Source organism: Mycobacterium sp. SP-6446, from assembly GCF_001954045.1.
Taxonomy (GTDB): Bacteria; Actinomycetota; Actinomycetes; order Mycobacteriales; family Mycobacteriaceae; genus Mycobacterium.
The window spans coordinates 17,083-32,615 of the sequence record NZ_MBEM01000187.1 but is presented as its reverse complement, the minus strand read 5'-3'; the positions used below and the strand labels follow the sequence as shown (position 1 = coordinate 32,615).

Below are 15,533 nucleotides of genomic sequence, written 5' to 3'. Positions count from 1 at the left end.
GCGGGCATTTACGATGGCGTCCATGTCCGCGCCACTGATTGTTTCCATTCGGGGCCACGTGCCTGTCCTGCACGCCGAGTCCTGGGTGGCGCCCAATGCCAGCGTGATCGGAAAGGTCAGCCTCGCCGCCAGGGTCAGTGTGTGGTACGCGGCGACGCTGCGCGCCGAGGCCGAGCACATCGAGGTCGGGTTCGGGACCAACATCCAAGACGGCGTCACCGTCCACGTCGACAAGGAATTCCCGGTGCGCATCGGCGCCGGAGTGAGTGTCGGGCACAACGCGGTCATCCACGGGTGCACCGTCGAGGACGACGCGTTGATCGGCTCGGGGGCGGTCGTCCTCAACGGCGCGGTGATCGGCGCGGGCGCGCTGGTGGCCGCCGGTGCGCTGGTGCCGCAGGGCATGGTGGTGCCGGCCCGGTCGCTGGTGACCGGTGTGCCGGCCCGAGTGCAACGCGAACTCAGCGAGGCCGAGGTCGCCAACAACCGGTACAACGCCGAGGTGTACCGGCGGCTGCTCGACCTGCATCGCGCCTCGACGGACGAAGCCGGCCGCTGAACCAGGCCCGCGCCTACTAGGGTCGGGAATATGCGGATTCTGGTCACCGGCGCCGCCCTGATCACCCCCACCCCGATGGCGCGGCTCGCATGAGCCAGTCCGGCACCCCCTACCGCACCAGTGTGCTTTTCGAGCTGCGCCGCGCGATCACCAATGTCGCTGTGCCACATAACGAACCGCCCGCGGTAGTGCGGCGTCGGCGCGTCGTCGTCGGCGTCACGCTGGTGATCGGTGCCATCGTGCTGGGTTTCTCGATGCGGCGTCATCCGGGGGAATCGAGCTTCTATTGGCTGACGCTTGCGCTGGCGGCGGTGTGGCTCGGCGGCGGATTCACGTCGGGCCCGCTGCACCTCGGCGGCATCTGCTGGCGGGGGCGCAACCAGCGCCCGGTCATCTCCGGCACGACCATCGGCCTCGCCCTCGGCGGCGTCTTCGTGTTGGGCGGCTTGATCGCCCGGGAGATTCCGGCCGTCGCCGCCTTGATCACCAGGGTGCTCGCGTTCGCCCATCATGGATCGCTTTGGGCGATCATGGCGATCACCTTGATCAACGGCGTGGCCGAGGAGGTGTTTTTTCGCGGCGCCCTCTACAGCGCGTTGGGCCGCCACCGTCCGGCGGTCATTTCGACGGTTTTGTACGTGGCCGCGATCATGGCCAGCGGCAACGCGGTGCTCGGCTTTGCCGCGATCGTTCTCGGGACGGTGTGCGCGCTGGAGCGTCGGGCCAGCGGCGGCGTGCTGGCTCCGATGCTGACCCACCTCGTGTGGGGGTTGATCATGGTGCTCGCGTTGCCCCCGCTGTTCTCCTGACCGTCCGCTCAGCGGTCGGCGAAGTTGGGGGTGCGGCGCTGCTGGAATGCCGTTGCGCCCTCGACGAAGTCGGGTGATCGCAGCAGCACCGACTGGCCGCGGTATTCACACTCGAGCGCGTTGTCCAACTCGGTCAATGTGGCCGCGTTGATCGCGTGTTTGGTCTTGGAGTACGCAACGACGGGTCCCGCCAACAACTTCGAGATCACCTTGTCGACCGCGGCGTCGAACTCCTCGGCGGGATAGACCGCGGTGACCAGTCCCGCGGCCAGCGCCTCGGCGGCCGGCAACCGCTCAGCCAGCAGCGCCATGCGCATTGCGCGGATACGACCGATCGCGGCCGCGATCAAGGCCGACGCGCCGCCGTCGGGCATCAACCCGATCTGGGTGAAGGCAAGCATGAAAAACGCTTTGTCAGAAGCCAATACGAGGTCGCATGCCAGGGCCAGGGAAACGCCGACGCCGGCCGCCGGGCCCTGGACGACGGCGACGACGGGACGCGGCAGCGCCGTGATGGCGCGGATCAGCCGGTTGACCTCCAGGACGATTTCGTCGGGCGGCATTCCGCTGCCCGACATGTCGTCGGCGCTGATCCCCGCTCCGGAGCAGAAGCCGCGACCGGCGCCGCCCAGCCGCACGACCTTGACCTCAGGGTCGTCGGCCGCGCATTCCATCGCGTCGGCGAGCGCGGTGATCACCGGAACGGAGAGCGAGTTCAGGCTGTCGGGACGGTCGATGGTCACCGACAGCACGCCGTCGGCCAGCGTGACGTCAAGACCTGCTACGGGGGTCAGCGTGTCGAGCACGGATTGCGACATGGCCACACCCTAGGTGACCGGGGTGCGCGGCTCAGAACCGCGGCTGCGAAGATGCGAACGACGTCAAAGCAGACGAAAGGTCGGTGGATCATGGCGGGACCGCTGAGTGGACTACGCGTTGTCGAGCTGTCGGGGATCGGGCCGGGCCCGCACGCCGCCATGATCCTCGGGGATCTGGGCGCCGACGTCGTGCGCATCGACCGCCCGTCGGGCGCCCCGGGTGGTGTGGTCAAAGACGCGATGAGCCGCAACCGGCGCATCGTGACCGCCGACCTCAAGTCCGACGAGGGACGCGAACTCGTGCTCAAACTCGTCGCCAAGGCCGACGTGTTGATCGAGGGCTACCGTCCCGGCGTCACGGAGCGCCTCGGCATCGGCCCCGAGCAGTGCGCGGAGGTGAACGAGCGGCTGATCTACGCCCGGATGACGGGCTGGGGTCAAACCGGTCCGCGCAGCCAGCAGGCCGGCCACGACATCAACTACATCTCGCTCAACGGGATCCTGCACTCCATCGGCCGGGCGAACGAGCGGCCGGTGCCACCGCTGAATCTGGTCGGCGACTTCGGCGGCGGCTCGATGTTCTTGTTGGTCGGCATCCTGTCCGCGCTGTGGGAGCGGCAGCGTTCCGGCAAGGGTCAGGTCGTCGACGCCGCGATGGTCGACGGCTCGAGCGTGCTGATCCAGATGATGTGGCAGATGCGCGCCTCAGGCATGTGGACCGACGAGCGTGGCACGAACATGCTCGACGGCGGCGCGCCCTACTACGACACCTACGAGTGCGCCGACGGCCGCTACGTCGCGGTCGGCGCCATCGAGCCCCAGTTCTATGCGGCCATGCTGGCCGGCCTCGGTCTGGACGCCGCGAACCTGCCGCCACAGAACGACACGACCCGCTGGCCCGAGCTGCGGGCCGCGCTCACCGAGGCGTTCATCGCCCACGATCGCGATCACTGGACGAAGGTGTTCGCCGACTCCGACGCTTGCGTCACGCCGGTGCTGGCCTTCGGTGAGGTGCAGACCGAGCCGCACATCACCGAGCGGAACACCTTCTATGAAGTCAACGGCGCGCTGCAGCCGTTGCCCGCTCCGCGGTTCTCCCGCACGGCGGCCGAAACGCCGCGGCCCGCGTCGCCGGTGGCCGATGTCGAGGCCGTGCTCAGCGACTGGGTATAGTCCCCAACCAACTGGTTGGCGGGATGGCGATAGGGAAGGACTCGGATGGAGATCAAAGACGCCGTAGCGGTCGTCACCGGGGGAGCGTCGGGTCTGGGCCTGGCCACCACCAAGCGGCTGCTCGACGCCGGCGCACAGGTGGTGGTGCTGGACCTGCGCGGCGAAGACGCGGTTGGCGAGCTGGGCGATCGGGCGTGTTTCGTCGAGGCCGACGTCACCGACGAGACCGCCGTGTCCGGCGCGCTCGACACGGCCGAGTCGCTCGGCCCGCTGCGCATCAACGTCAACTGCGCGGGCATCGGCAACGCCATCAAGACGCTGTCGAAGGATGGCCCGTTCCCGCTGGACGGGTTCAAGAAGGTGATCGGGGTCAATCTGATCGGGACGTTCAACGTGCTGCGGCTGGCCGCCGAGCGCATCGCCAAGACCGAACCAATCGGAGAAGAGCGCGGCGTCATCATCAACACCGCATCGGTTGCCGCGTTCGAGGGCCAGATCGGGCAGGCCGCCTACTCGGCGTCCAAGGGCGGCGTCGTCGGCATGACGCTGCCGATCGCGCGCGACCTGTCGCGCGAGCTCATCCGCGTGGTGACGATCGCGCCGGGATTGTTCAAGACGCCGCTACTGGGTTCGCTGCCCGAGGAGGCGCAGAAGTCGCTGGGCAAGCAGGTGCCGCACCCGGCCCGGCTGGGCGATCCCGACGAGTACGGCGCCTTGGCCCTCCACATAATCGAAAATCCGATGCTCAACGGCGAGGTCATCCGCCTCGACGGCGCCATCCGCATGGCGCCCCGCTGAGGTTCAGGGGCAAAAAGAAAGCCCCCCGCATGCGGAGGGCTGTCTGGGAAACAAGAACGAAGTTATCGACGGAACCATCGGGTAATGGCGGGTTCGGCCATCAGTAGCCGCGCGAGCACGCTCATGGCGGTCAGCTTGCCGTAGGCAGCGGGTGCGAGTCTTCGAACTGCTCGGAGGTCTCACCTTCCACCAGCATGTCGCCGTGGTAAAGGGCCTCGAAGTCAGCCTTGATGACGTCAGCACTCGAGTCGTCGATCCACATGAGACTGAGCGTATGGGCCACCATTAAGGAATCTTTGAGTCACGATTCGGAAAATGGTGGCAATTTACTCGCCGGTAGGTTCGCCCGTCGTCGAGCGACGGATTGGGCCGGTCAGCGGGCCTACCTGCGGCCCAGTTTTCTTTCTAGACTCTTAGTATCGCGCAGGTTTGGCACTGCGTTGAACCATGTGGGCGTGCGTATGCGTGTCCACAGAAGGTGTCGTTTGGCACCGGTAACCCTGCCGGATGGTTGCCGCGGCTCTGGGTGCGGGCGAGCGTTGCCTGGCCTGGCGGAAGGACGATCATGCTGCAGGCGACCGCTCGGCTGGCCATCGCGGCGCCGCGCCGCATCGTTGCGGTTGCCGTCCTGGTCTTCATAGCCGCCGCGATCTTCGGCGTTCCCGTCGCCAAGAGCCTGGCGCCCGGCGGTTTCCAGGATCCCGACTCGGAGTCGGCCCGCGCCATCGCCGTGTTGACCGACAAGTTCGGGCAGAGCGGTCAGCAAATGCTGATCCTCCTAACCGCGCCCGCGGGCGCCGGTAGCGAGCAGGCCCGCAGCGTGGGAACCGAGTTGGTCGACCAATTGCAGCGGTCGCCGCTGGTGTACAACGTCGCCTCGCCGTGGACGGGAACGCCCGCGGGGGCCGGTGCCGATCTGGTCAGCCAGGACGGGAAATCGGGCTTGATCGTGATCAACCTCAAGGGCGGCGAAACCAACGCGCAGCAGAACGCCCAGACCCTGGCCGACGAATTCGCCCACGACCGCGACGGCGTCAGCGTCCGTGCGGGTGGTTCGGCGATGCAGTACGCCCAGATCAACAAACAGAACCAGGACGACTTGGTCGTCATGGAGGCGATCGCGATCCCGCTGAGCTTCCTGGTGCTGATCTGGGTGTTCGGCGGCCTGCTCGCGGCGGCGCTGCCGATGTCCCTCGGCGCGCTGGCCGTCGTCGGCTCGATGTCGGTGCTGCGGCTGATCGCGCTCGGCACCCAGGTGTCGGTCTTCGCGCTCAACCTGAGCACCGCGCTGGGCCTAGCGTTGGCCATCGACTACACGCTGCTGATCGTGAGCCGCTATCGCGACGAGCTGGCCGAGGGCGGTGACCGAGACCAGGCACTGATCCGGACCATGGCCACGTCGGGCCGCACGGTGCTGTTCTCCGCGGTCACCGTCGCCTTGTCGATGTCGGCGACGGCGCTCTTCCCGATGTACTTCCTGAAGTCGTTCGCCTACGCCGGGGTGGCGACCGTGGGTTTCGTCGCGACCGCGTCCATCGTGATTACCCCGGCCGCCATCGTGCTGCTGGGACCGCGACTGGACTCGCTGAACGCGCGCACACTGGTGCGCCGGGCGCTGCCTAAAAAGATGAGGCGCCCGGATCCGGTGCACAAGCCGGTCGAGCAATTGTTCTGGTACCGGTCGAGCAAGTTCGTGATGCGCCGCTGGCTGCCCCTCAGCCTGGGCGTCGGTGCCCTGCTGCTGGTGCTCGGGCTTCCCTTCATCTCGGTCAAGTGGGGGTTCCCGGACGACCGGGTCCTGCCGCGCTCGGCGTCGGCGCATCAGGTCGGTGACCAGTTGCGCACCAATTTCGCGCACGACTTCTCGACGTCGGTGCCAGTAGTCATTCCCGACGCCGGCGGCGTGAGCCCGACCGACCTGGACCGGTACGCCGCGGATTTGTCCCGGGTTTCCGACGTGTCGGAGGTATCGGCGCCGGGCGGGACGTTCGTGAACGGAAACCGGGTAGGACCGCCGGCGGCGGCCACCGGCATGGCCGACGGCAGCGCCTTCCTGACGGTGAGCAGCGCGGCGCCGCTGTTTTCCGCAGCCTCGGACGCGCAGCTGAAAAACCTGCGCGCAGTACCCGGTCCCGCCGGCAGGCCCGCCGAGCTTGCCGGCGTCGCGCAAGTCAACCGCGACAGCGTCGACGCGGTGACGGATCGGCTTCCGCTGGTGCTGGGGCTGATGGCCGCCGTGACCTTCGTGTTGCTGTTCCTGCTGACCGGCAGCGTGGTGATGCCGGTGAAGGCCCTGATGTGCAACGTGCTGTCGCTGACCGCGGCGTTCGGCGCGCTGGTGTGGATCTTCCAGGACGGCCATCTCGGCGCGCTGGGAACGACCCCAAGCGGCACGCTCGTCGCGAACATGCCGGTGCTGTTGTTCTGCATCGCGTTCGGGTTGTCCATGGACTACGAGGTGTTCCTGATCTCCCGGATCCGCGAGTACTGGCTGCAGTACCGGCCGGCGAAGCCAATCGCCAAGCAGGCGCACGCCGCCAACGACGAAGCGGTGGCGCACGGCGTGGCCCGCACCGGGCGGGTGATCACCGCGGCCGCGCTGGTGATGTCGATGTCGTTCGCCGCGCTGATCGCCGCGCACGTGTCGTTCATGCGGATGTTCGGCCTGGGCCTGACGCTGGCCGTGTTCGCAGATGCGACCCTGGTGCGGATGGTGCTGGTTCCGGCGTTCATGCATGTGATGGGCCGATGGAATTGGTGGGCGCCCAAGCCGTTGGTGCGGCTGCACGAGCGGTTCGGCATCAGCGAGGCGCCGACGAAAGATGTCCAACTCGAACCCGTCGGGGTCGCGGCACAGCACAATGGTCACGAGGTCACGGAGACGGTGACCAACGTCGGTTAGGGAGGGACTGCGAACATGACGGCTACGACGCCGGCATCCACCGTCGACAATCCGTTCTTCGCCCGGATCTGGCCCCTGGTGGCCGCCCGCGAGGTCGAGGCAGTGCGGGCGCTGCGCCGGGAGAACCTGGCCGGCTTGTCGGGCCGAGTGCTGGAAATCGGTGCGGGCATTGGGACGAACTTCGGGCTCTACCCGGATTCCGTCGAGCAAGTGGTGGCCGTCGAGCCCGAGCCGCGGCTGGCGGCGCGGGCCCGCAAGGCGGCCGCCGCCGCGGCCGTCCCGGTCGTCGTGACCGGCGAGACCGTCGAGGCGTTCGGCGGCGCGACGCCGTTCGACGCGGTCGTGTGCTCGCTGGTGCTGTGTTCGGTGGAGGATCCCGCGATGGTGCTGGGGCGCCTGCATTCGTTGCTGCGGCCGGGCGGCGAGCTGCGCTATCTCGAGCATGTGGCCAGCGCCGGTGGGCGGGGCCGGCTGCAGCGTCTCGCCGATGCGACCCTGTGGCCCAGGCTCTTTGGGAACTGCCACACCCATCGCGACACCGAGCGCGCGATCCTCGACGCCGGGTTCAAGGTGCTGAATTCTCGGCGGGAGTGGACGCTGCCGGTGTGGGTGCCGCTGCCGGTGTCGGAGTTGTTATTGGGCCGGGCGCGCCGCGCCTAGCGTCTGCGGTTAGCCGAGCAGGGCGGGCAGTCGCTGCAGCAGCTCCGGCAATGCCTGGCTCGCGGTCTCGCGCAGGCTGAGGGTGGCGGCGCCGCTCAGCGGCGTCGGTTCGGGGTTGACTTCAATGACGGCCGTGCCGCGGGCCAGCGCCAGTTCCGGCAGGCCAGCCGCCGGGTAGACGATCGCGGATGTCCCGACCACCACCATCACGTCGGCGGTCTCCGTCGCCTCGAGCGCCCGCTGCCACGGCTCGTCGGGCAACGGCTCACCGAACCACACGATGTCGGGCCGAATCAGGCCGCCGCAGCCGCAGACCGGTGGCTGGACCTCCAGCGCCGGTTCCGGCATCTCGGGTAATGCCTCCGTATACGGCATATCGCAACGCGCACAACGGAATTCGAAAAGACTTCCGTGCAGGTGGTGCACGGCGGCGCTGCCGGCGCGCTCGTGCAAGTCATCGACGTTCTGCGTGACGACGCTGACCTCGGCATGGTCCTGCCAGTCGGCGATGGCACGGTGCCCCGCATTCGGTTCGACGTTGGCCACCAGGTAGTGGCGCCACAGGTACCATCCCCAGACCCGTTCGGGGTTGTTGCGCCACCCCTGGGTGCTGGACAACTCGTACGGATCGAAGCGGGCCCACAACCCGTTTTTGTCGTCACGGAATGTCGGCACGCCGCTCTCCGCGGAGATTCCCGCGCCGCTGAGCACCGTCACTCGCATCCCCCCAAGATAGCGGTGCGTAGGTGATACTGGGTACGTGGAGCTGGCGGACTGGTTGAAGGTCGACCTGAAGGCGCGCAGGCCGTTGTTCGACCAGCTCAGAACGCAGGTCATCGACGGGGTCCGCGACGGCGCATTGCCGCCCGGCACCCGGCTGCCGACCGTGCGTGAGCTGGCCGGCCAACTCGGCGTGGCCGTCAATACCGTGGCCCGCGCCTACCGGGAGCTGGAAACCGCGGCCATCGTCGAAACCCGGGGCCGCTTCGGCACTTTCGTCGCTCGCTACGACCCGACCGACGCGGCGATGGCGGCCGCGGCCCGCGAATACGTCCGTGTCGCCCGGGGACTGGGCCTGGACAAGGCCGACGCGGTGCGCTACATCGAGGACGTGCCCGACGATCAGGACTCCGGCTAGCCGATCGCCGGAAACCCGTTGGCGCACTGGGGTATTGGGCCGCTCACCGTAAGACTTTGTCCAGCGTGCGCAGGTTGCGGGTGGTGGTCGACGATTTGTAGCGCGGCTTGCCCATCGTCTTGCCGATGGTGCTGTTCAGGGTTCCGCCCTTGGGCACCTGCCAATAGACGACCCCGTCGCCGCGGCTGATCTTCTCGTCCGCGCCGGCCTTGCCGCTCAGCCCGGCGAGTTCGTCGAGCACCGCCGCGTCGGCGACAAACGTGACATAGGACTGATACCCCTCGACCTCGCGCTCGAAGGGATAGCCGTCGCTGATGGCACGCACCGTGTCGATGTCATAGGTCAGCACCCAGGCGTCGTAGCCGAATCGCTCGCGGAGGGCCGATTCGGCTTTCTTGCGCACCGCGGCGGCCTTGGCCGAGGACTCCAGCACCACGTTGCCGGTGGCCAGGATGGTGCGCACATTCTTGAATCCCGCGTCCGTCAGCGCGGCTGCCACCTCGGCCATCTTGAGGTTGACGCCGCCGACGTTGACACCCCGCAGGAAGGCCGCGTACTTGGTCATAGTGCGATTTCACCACGACGTAGGCTTTCGACATGGGACGCCAAGTCTTCGACGACAAATTGTTGGCCGTCATCAGTGGGAACTCTCTCGGGGTATTAGCCACCATCAAGCGTGACGGGCGCCCGCAGCTGTCGAACGTGAGCTATCACTTCGATCCGCGCGAGCTGGCCGTGCGGGTCTCCATCACCGAGCCGCGCGCCAAGACGCGCAACCTGCGCCGCGACCCGCGCGCGTCGCTGTTGGTCGACGCCGACGACGGATGGTCGTACGCCGTCGCTGAGGGCACGGCGGAACTGACGCCCCCGGCGGCCGCGCCCGACGACGACACCGTCGAGGCGCTGATTGCTTTGTATCGCAACATCGCCGGGGAACATCCGGATTGGGACGAGTTCCGCGAGGCGATGGTCACCGATCGGCGGGTGTTGCTGACGTTGCGGGTCTCGCACGTCTACGGCATGCCGCCGGGCAAGCGGTAAATCCACGCGCCAGGCGCGGGGAGTCCGGGTTAAGCTGCCGTCATGGCCGAATCGAACCCTCAGCAAGAGGACGAGACCAAGCGCAGGTTCCGCGAGGCGCTCGACCGCAAGAAGGCGAAGTCGTCGGGCGGATCCGACCACAAGGACGGCGGCGACAAGCAGCCGCGGGCGCACGGTCCAGCCGAGAGCCGCCGGGAATTCCGCCGCAAGAGCGGCTAGAGCCGTAGTCGTTGGCGGGCAAGGGTTTTCGCGCTGCTGATCGGCATACTACGTCGGGCTTAGTCTTTCAAGTTCGCCGCCAAGCCGAATTGCTCAACAAGCGCCCGCGAATCCGGGTCCGACACCCTAAATTCGGGTTCCTTCTTCTCCATGGGCACGTTGCCGCGCCACGCGCCACGACATTTGATGGTGAGTGGTTGCCAACCGGGGATGCGCACGACTAGGACCGGCACGTTGTACGACTGCTCTGGATCGACGTGCTTGTAATTTGCCGGTGTCGCGGTCACCTGCGCGCGCGAAGCCGAGGCAACGATCGCATTGGTGTTCGGGTCGATTACCCGGACCAAATCTGTACCGACGTCAATGGCTAGGCGTGCTTGCGCGGGCTGTTGGTTTACTCGTAATTGGAACCGCCCCATGGGTTCGGGAGGCGGATACAGCAGACAACGGAGCGGCTCGCCCGGTGCAGGCCCGCGTACATCCAACTCAGAGCGTCGGGCGGCCAGGGTGAGAACCTCGTCGAAGTCTGCGGCCTGCAACCAGCCGTCGACGCGGCCGGTGGGCGGCGCTTTGAGCGGTGTTGCGGTGCCGAGGCGATGATCTCGTCCGCCGAGAATGAAGCGGTGGGGCCGCATTGCAGGTGAAGTGCCGTACCCGAGATCGTGATGTCCTGCCCCAGAGTCCACCGGCCGAGCTGCGCGTCCTTGAATGAGAAAACCTCGCCCGGCCTGTCTTCGACAGTCAGGCCGTCGCTCGTGACGCAAATGGGAATCTTCCTGCTCCAACCCCACCGCCGACTGCCGAGTACACCAAAAAGGATCATTCCGACAACTATGAGGCCGACGACCGCCCAGCCAGTGGCGTACGCGGGACGAACCGCGACCATCACCGCGAACATCGCCGGGATCGCCGCCCACCAGCCGTATGTGTAGATGAGAAGCCACGTCTGCATCCGCGAGGTGGTTGCCACGAAACGGCGCGACTCAGCCGCGCGGTCCGCGCCTGCCGGCGGCACATCTGCGCCGCGATTCTGCGCCGCAAGCTGACGTTCCAGCTCGGCGATGCGTCGCTCGGGGTCGTCCTGTTCCATCGGCAAATAGTTGCACCCTCCGAGCCGTTGGTGCAGCCGAACGGTGTGTGCCGTCATGGATGACCTGGCCGTGGCGCCGCAGCGCCCACGGCGCGGGGCCTTCGGCACGGTTTTACTATGTGTGAGTGCCGAACCTACGACTGGCCGGCGATCCCGCCGCCGACGCGCTGCTGGATGACGACCCGTTCGCGTTGTTGATCGGCATGCTGCTTGATCAACAGGTGCCATTCGAGACGGCCTTCGCGGGGCCGAAGAAGATCGCGGACCGCCTGGGCAGCCTGGATGCCGGCCAGATCGCGGCCTACGACCCGGACAAGTTCGCCGCGCTGTGCGCGGAAAGGCCTGCGATACACCGCTTTCCGGGATCGATGGCCAAGCGGATCCAGGCCCTGGCCCAGATCATCGTGGATAGCTATGACGGCGAAGCGGCCGGGTTGTGGAAGGCCGGTGAGCCCGACGGGAAGGAACTGCTCCGGAGGGTCAAGGGGCTGCCCGGCTTCGGCGAGCAGAAGGCGAAGATCTTCCTGGCGCTGCTGGGCAAGCAGTATGGCGTGACGCCGACCGGCTGGCGGGCCGCCGCCGGGGAGTTCGGCAAGTCCGGCGCTCACCTGTCCGTCGCCGACATCGTCGACGCCCAATCACTCGGGAAAGTGCGGTCCTACAAGAAGCAGATGAAGGCAGCAGCGAAGGGAAAGGCGGCAACGTGAAGACACACCTGACGTGTCCGTGCGGCGAAGCCATCGTCGGCAAGGACGAGGACGAGCTGGTCGAACTGACCCAGGCCCACCTTGCCAGCGTTCATCCGGGCCTGGAGTACGACCGCGACGCCATCTTGTTCATGGCGTACTAGCCGCGACCGCGTGACGGTCGGGTGGTGCTAAGGCACCACCGTCGAGCCGATGGTGGGCATGAACTGACACTGCTTTTCTTTGGTAGTGACCTGTCCGAAGATCGTCGACATGATGCTGCCCGACCCCGTATCGGCGATCGCCGTCAAGGTCGTCGGACCGTCCGGGTTGATGTCGTTGCGTGGCGTGAGGGTGACGCTCCCTGACTTGCCCGTGGTCAGGTTCACCCAGGTGACGTTCAACGGCAGCTTCTGCACCTCGGCGGGCCCGGGGGTCCCGACGGCGGTGAACACGTAGGCCGTCTGGCCGGCCGCGGGGCCCGGCGTCGGAATCTTGGTCGGCCCCGCCACCGAGAGCGCGGTCGCGATCGAACTGGTGCCGTCCGCAAGGCAATTGGTGCCGATCGAGGGGTACATGAAGTCCTGCGTCGGCGGGGCGTCAGGGCCGAAACCGGGAGCCGCCGCGGGCGCGGCCGGCGCAGCAGCCGCTGCCGGTGCGGGGTCGGGGGCTGGCGCCGCGGCGTCGGGCGCCGGTGAGGCCGGTGCTGCCACCGGCGCGGGCGGGGTGGCGACGGGTGGGGTGGCGACGGGTGCTGAGGCCGGAGCCGGACCCGCCGCGCGGACGGGATCGACGCCCGTCGGCAGGTGCGCTTGCACGCCGGGCACGACACCCTCCGGTGGCACGTGTGGCACCGGTCCGGTATCCGCCGGGGCGACGGCATCCGGCGCGCCGGGCTCTCGGACGAACTGGTTCACCGACGCGGCCACGTTCTTGGACTCGGTCGGCGCGGTCGGATTGTGGGCGAATGCCTGTGCCGCGGCCATGAGCAGCTGCGTCGCTTGCGCGGGATTGCTGGCCGCCTGCTGGATGATCGGGCTCAGCTGCGATAACGCCGGCAGGCCGGGTAACTGCTGAGCGGAGTTCGGTTGCGGTGTCGGCTGTGGCGCCGCCGGGTCGGCCGCCGCGCTCGGGCAGAGCCCGAACGCGGCAACCGACGCCGTGGCGACAGCGGCCAAACCTTTGGACAGATTCCAAGTGCTTGCCACGGTGTCCTCCGGTCCTAGGTGGTGGGTGAGCTGTCTAGTGGGCAGCTCAGGGCAGGGCGGAAAGCAGCGACGGCGGGGTAAGCGGTGCCGGTGCTGCCGGTGCCGCCGCTGCCGGGGCACCCGGGACGCCGCCGTTGGCCAGCGCCGACAGGTCGCCCGGAAGCGAAAGCTGCGGTGGCACATTCAGCGGTAAGCCCGGCAGTGCCGGCATGTTCACCCTCGCCGCCGGAGTCGCCGGTGCCGCCGGAACGGCCGGAGTTGCCGGCACGCCCGGGATCGAAACCGGCAGGCCCGGAATCGTCGGAGCCGCCGGCACGGCGGGCGCCGCCGGTGCCGCCGGTGCCAACCCTGGGATCGAGTTGAGCCCCGGGAGTGCGGAGGTAGCCGCGGGCGCTATGGGTGAGGTGGCTGCCGGCGCCGTGATCCCGGGAAGGGACGGGATAGCAGCCGGAGACGACGCCGCGGGCGCGGCCGCGGCCGGAGTCAGTCCCGGAAAGGTGATACCGGGAGCCGCCGGTGTGGCCGGCGGGGTCGCCCCGAGTGCGGTTGCGAGGTTTTGCAGAATCTGCGGCGCGTTGGCCGCAGAAGCGATCAGCTGTTGCGGAATGTTGGGTACTGGGTCCGCCGGCACGGGGTCGGCGTGGGCGATACCGCCCGTGAGTAGCGCGGCGGACGAACCGACCAGAACGGCGGATGCCCGCATGTAGGTCCAGATGGTTGGCATGACTCTCCCTGAGTTATCGACGACAGGTCCCGGCCTGAAGGTACGTTGATGCTGGTGTGACTCAAGTGACACGTGTGGCATTTATTCGATCGTTATGGATACGTGTGACGGCGGTGATCGAGCGTCTGCGTCGATCGCTAAAGTCGGGCGGATAGACGCCACCTCGGCCGCCCCGGCGGCATCGAACACCCGGCGGCTGGCGAATCTGCTCGTCGCGGCCGCGCCGGTGCTGCTAGCCGTCAGCGTCGCCGCGCGCCTCGCCTGGACATACCTGGCACCCCACGGGGCGAACTTCGTCGACTTGCACGTCTACCTCGGCGGCGCGGCGGCTATCGACCACCCCGGCAGCCTGTACGGCTACACGTACGCCGATCAGACGCCGGACTTCCCGCTCCCGTTCACCTATCCGCCGTTTGCGGCCGTCGTCTTTTACCCCCTGCACCTGTTGCCGTTTGGCCTCGTGGCTTTCCTGTGGCAGATCGCGACGATCGCGGCGTTGTACGGCGCGATTCGGATCAGCCAACGGTTGCTGGGCGGGGGCAGCCGGCGCGTCGCGATGGCCTGGACGGCCGTCAGCATCTGGATCGAGCCGTTGCGCAGCACCTTCGACTACGGGCAGATCAATGTGCTGCTGATGATCGGGGTGCTCTGGGCCGCCTGCACCACACGGTGGTGGCTATCGGGACTGTTGGTCGGCGTGGCGTCCGGGATCAAGCTCACACCGGCGATCGCCGGTGTCTACCTCCTCGGCGTCCGGCGCGTCGGCGCGGCGGTGACCTCCGCGGTCGTCTTCCTTGGCACCGTCGGGATATCGCTACTCGTCGTCGGCGATCAGGCGCGCTACTACTTCACCGACCTGCTGGGCGACGCGCGCCGGGTCGGGCCCATCGCCACCTCGTTCAATCAGTCCTGGCGTGGCGGCATTTCGCGGATCCTGGGCCACGACGCCGGCTTCGGTCCGCTTGTGCTGGCCGCCATCGCCGTCACGGCAGTCCTGGCCGTCCTCGCGTGGCGGGCGCTGGACCCCTCCGATCGGCTGGGCAAGCTCCTGGTGGTCGAGTTGTTCGGGCTGCTGCTCTCGCCGATTTCGTGGACCCATCACTGGGTGTGGTTGGTCCCGCTGATGATCTGGGCGATTCACGGGCCGGTGCGCCGATGGCCCGGCGCATCGATTGTGGGCTGGGGTTGGTTGGGGCTCACCATCGTTGGCGTGCCGTGGCTGCTGAGCTTCGCGCAGCCGACCATTTGGCAACTCGGCCGCCCGTGGTATCTGGCGTGGGCCGGGCTGGTCTACATCGTGGCCGCGCTGGCGACCCTGATCTGGGTCGCTGTCGCCGGCCGCCGCGCCGTCCCCTCCGAAGGGCAGGCTTCTGCGCAGCCCGCCGAGCGGGCCGCTTCGTCGCCCGGTTAGTCCGCGACGATCCCGTCGATATCGCGCGCCATGTCGATGTCGTTCTTGGTGATACCGCCCTCGGAATGCGTCACCAGAGCGAAAGTCACTGTCCGCCAACGAATATCGATATCAGGGTGATGATCCTTGCTCTCGGCGTGCTCGGCGACCCGACGCACCGCGTCGATGCCGGCCAGAAAGCTCGGAAACTTTATCGACCGGCGTAGGGCACCCTCGGCACGCTCCCAGCCGTCGAGGTCGGGCAGTGCGGCGTCTACTTGCTCATCCGTTAACACAGCCATACCCCGAACATACTCC

21 protein-coding genes are annotated in these 15,533 nt (G+C 67.7%); 12 read left to right on the top strand and 9 right to left on the bottom strand.

Annotated features, from left to right (window positions below; all coding sequences use genetic code 11):
• Window positions 1-22: 22 nt before the first annotated feature.
• Both A5736_RS17215 and A5736_RS17210 read left to right on the top strand, forming a co-directional pair.
• A complete protein-coding gene (locus A5736_RS17215; RefSeq protein WP_076127907.1) occupies window positions 23-559 on the top strand; it encodes a gamma carbonic anhydrase family protein in 537 nt (178 codons plus the stop codon).
• Between the two features lie 89 nt (window positions 560-648).
• The gene (locus A5736_RS17210; protein ID WP_076247538.1) at window positions 649-1,368 is read left to right on the top strand and encodes a CPBP family intramembrane glutamic endopeptidase; all 720 of its coding nucleotides are present in this window, start codon (window positions 649-651) and stop codon (window positions 1,366-1,368) included.
• Window positions 1,369-1,376: 8 nt separating this feature from the next.
• Here A5736_RS17210 and A5736_RS17205 read toward each other — a convergent pair whose 3' ends face one another.
• Window positions 1,377-2,186 carry an enoyl-CoA hydratase gene (locus A5736_RS17205; RefSeq protein ID WP_076247537.1) on the bottom strand — a complete coding sequence of 270 codons (810 nt, stop codon included), beginning with the start codon at window positions 2,184-2,186 and terminating at the stop codon, window positions 1,377-1,379.
• Window positions 2,187-2,276: 90 nt separating this feature from the next.
• Between A5736_RS17205 and A5736_RS17200 the strand changes: the two genes are divergently transcribed.
• The gene (locus A5736_RS17200; protein WP_076247535.1) at window positions 2,277-3,359 is read left to right on the top strand and encodes a CaiB/BaiF CoA-transferase family protein; all 1,083 of its coding nucleotides are present in this window, start codon (window positions 2,277-2,279) and stop codon (window positions 3,357-3,359) included.
• 45 nt (window positions 3,360-3,404) lie between these two features.
• Window positions 3,405-4,157, top strand: coding sequence for a 3-hydroxyacyl-CoA dehydrogenase (locus A5736_RS17195; RefSeq protein ID WP_076247534.1), 753 nt, complete (start codon window positions 3,405-3,407; stop codon window positions 4,155-4,157).
• 130 nt (window positions 4,158-4,287) lie between these two features.
• On the opposite strand, the gene A5736_RS27050 is transcribed toward A5736_RS17195, so the two are convergent.
• Window positions 4,288-4,419 (bottom strand): hypothetical protein, encoded by a 132-nt coding sequence (locus A5736_RS27050; protein WP_139329413.1) that lies wholly within the window; start codon window positions 4,417-4,419, stop codon window positions 4,288-4,290.
• 303 nt (window positions 4,420-4,722) lie between these two features.
• Between A5736_RS27050 and A5736_RS17190 the strand changes: the two genes are divergently transcribed.
• Window positions 4,723-7,059, top strand: a complete 2,337-nt coding sequence (locus A5736_RS17190; RefSeq protein WP_076247531.1) for an MMPL family transporter — start codon at window positions 4,723-4,725, stop codon at window positions 7,057-7,059.
• Between the two features lie 15 nt (window positions 7,060-7,074).
• Window positions 7,075-7,719, top strand: coding sequence for a class I SAM-dependent methyltransferase (locus A5736_RS17185; protein ID WP_076127758.1), 645 nt, complete (start codon window positions 7,075-7,077; stop codon window positions 7,717-7,719).
• 9 nt (window positions 7,720-7,728) lie between these two features.
• On the opposite strand, the gene A5736_RS17180 is transcribed toward A5736_RS17185, so the two are convergent.
• The gene (locus A5736_RS17180; RefSeq protein WP_076247530.1) at window positions 7,729-8,442 is read right to left on the bottom strand and encodes an NAD-dependent deacylase; all 714 of its coding nucleotides are present in this window, start codon (window positions 8,440-8,442) and stop codon (window positions 7,729-7,731) included.
• 37 nt (window positions 8,443-8,479) lie between these two features.
• On the opposite strand from A5736_RS17180, the gene A5736_RS17175 reads away from it, so the two are divergent.
• Window positions 8,480-8,857, top strand: a complete 378-nt coding sequence (locus A5736_RS17175; protein ID WP_076247528.1) for a GntR family transcriptional regulator — start codon at window positions 8,480-8,482, stop codon at window positions 8,855-8,857.
• Window positions 8,858-8,900: 43 nt separating this feature from the next.
• Here the strand turns inward: A5736_RS17175 and A5736_RS17170 are convergent, their stop codons facing one another.
• Complete coding sequence (locus A5736_RS17170) at window positions 8,901-9,422, bottom strand: DUF1697 domain-containing protein (protein WP_076247527.1); 522 nt, start codon at window positions 9,420-9,422, stop codon at window positions 8,901-8,903.
• 32 nt (window positions 9,423-9,454) lie between these two features.
• Here A5736_RS17170 and A5736_RS17165 point away from each other — a divergent pair, with 32 nt between their 5' ends.
• Both A5736_RS17165 and A5736_RS26060 read left to right on the top strand, forming a co-directional pair.
• Window positions 9,455-9,898: a PPOX class F420-dependent oxidoreductase gene (locus A5736_RS17165; protein ID WP_076057775.1), complete on the top strand. Its 444-nt coding sequence runs from the start codon at window positions 9,455-9,457 to the stop codon at window positions 9,896-9,898.
• A gap of 42 nt (window positions 9,899-9,940) precedes the next feature.
• Entirely contained in the window at window positions 9,941-10,117 is a 177-nt protein-coding gene (locus A5736_RS26060) for a DUF5302 domain-containing protein (RefSeq protein ID WP_139333377.1), read from the top strand.
• A 59-nt stretch (window positions 10,118-10,176) separates the two neighbouring features.
• Here the strand turns inward: A5736_RS26060 and A5736_RS17160 are convergent, their stop codons facing one another.
• Both A5736_RS17160 and A5736_RS17155 read right to left on the bottom strand, forming a co-directional pair.
• Entirely contained in the window at window positions 10,177-10,464 is a 288-nt protein-coding gene (locus tag A5736_RS17160) for a hypothetical protein (protein ID WP_076247525.1), read from the bottom strand.
• A gap of 47 nt (window positions 10,465-10,511) precedes the next feature.
• Window positions 10,512-11,207, bottom strand: a complete 696-nt coding sequence (locus tag A5736_RS17155) for a hypothetical protein (protein ID WP_076247524.1) — start codon at window positions 11,205-11,207, stop codon at window positions 10,512-10,514.
• Between the two features lie 125 nt (window positions 11,208-11,332).
• Between A5736_RS17155 and A5736_RS17150 the strand changes: the two genes are divergently transcribed.
• The gene (locus A5736_RS17150; protein WP_076247522.1) at window positions 11,333-11,914 is read left to right on the top strand and encodes an HhH-GPD-type base excision DNA repair protein; all 582 of its coding nucleotides are present in this window, start codon (window positions 11,333-11,335) and stop codon (window positions 11,912-11,914) included.
• Entirely contained in the window at window positions 11,911-12,057 is a 147-nt protein-coding gene (locus tag A5736_RS17145) for a hypothetical protein (protein ID WP_007169078.1), read from the top strand. Before A5736_RS17150 ends, A5736_RS17145 begins: the two co-directional genes overlap by 4 nt.
• A 27-nt stretch (window positions 12,058-12,084) precedes the next feature.
• On the opposite strand, the gene A5736_RS17140 is transcribed toward A5736_RS17145, so the two are convergent.
• Entirely contained in the window at window positions 12,085-13,146 is a 1,062-nt protein-coding gene (locus A5736_RS17140; RefSeq protein WP_139333383.1) for a hypothetical protein, read from the bottom strand.
• Between the two features lies 1 nt (window position 13,147).
• Window positions 13,148-13,825, bottom strand: a complete 678-nt coding sequence (locus tag A5736_RS17135; RefSeq protein WP_076127772.1) for a hypothetical protein — start codon at window positions 13,823-13,825, stop codon at window positions 13,148-13,150.
• A 94-nt stretch (window positions 13,826-13,919) separates the two neighbouring features.
• Between A5736_RS17135 and A5736_RS17130 the strand changes: the two genes are divergently transcribed.
• Window positions 13,920-15,236, top strand: a complete 1,317-nt coding sequence (locus tag A5736_RS17130; RefSeq protein ID WP_076247518.1) for a mannosyltransferase — start codon at window positions 13,920-13,922, stop codon at window positions 15,234-15,236.
• On the opposite strand, the gene A5736_RS17125 is transcribed toward A5736_RS17130, so the two are convergent.
• Window positions 15,233-15,517 (bottom strand): 4a-hydroxytetrahydrobiopterin dehydratase, encoded by a 285-nt coding sequence (locus tag A5736_RS17125; RefSeq protein WP_076127780.1) that lies wholly within the window; start codon window positions 15,515-15,517, stop codon window positions 15,233-15,235. The two genes, A5736_RS17130 and A5736_RS17125, sit on opposite strands and share 4 nt — an antisense overlap.
• Window positions 15,518-15,533 lie beyond the last annotated feature (16 nt).